Annotated in this window: 1 pseudogene; it reads right to left on the bottom strand. The window is 65.8% G+C overall.

Annotation, left to right across the window (positions count from 1 at the left end):
* A pseudogene (gene tuf, locus ACYP33_RS05270) lies at positions 1-225 on the bottom strand (elongation factor Tu); the annotation flags it as partial.

Here is a 225-nt window from a genome sequence, read left to right as displayed (position 1 = left end):
TCACGATGCCGCGTTCGATACGACCCGTCACCACCGTGCCGCGACCCGAGATCGAGAACACGTCTTCCACCGGCATCAGGAACAGGCCGTCAACGGCGCGTTCCGGCGTCGGGATGTACGTGTCCAGTGCGTCGGCCAGGTTCATGATCGCCACTTCGCCCAGCTCGCCCGTGTCGCCTTCCAGCGCCAGCTTGGCCGAACCCTTCACGATCGGCGTGTCGTCGC

This window comes from Burkholderia sp. 3C (assembly GCF_054589155.1).
This window is presented reverse-complemented; position numbering and strand designations above follow the sequence as displayed.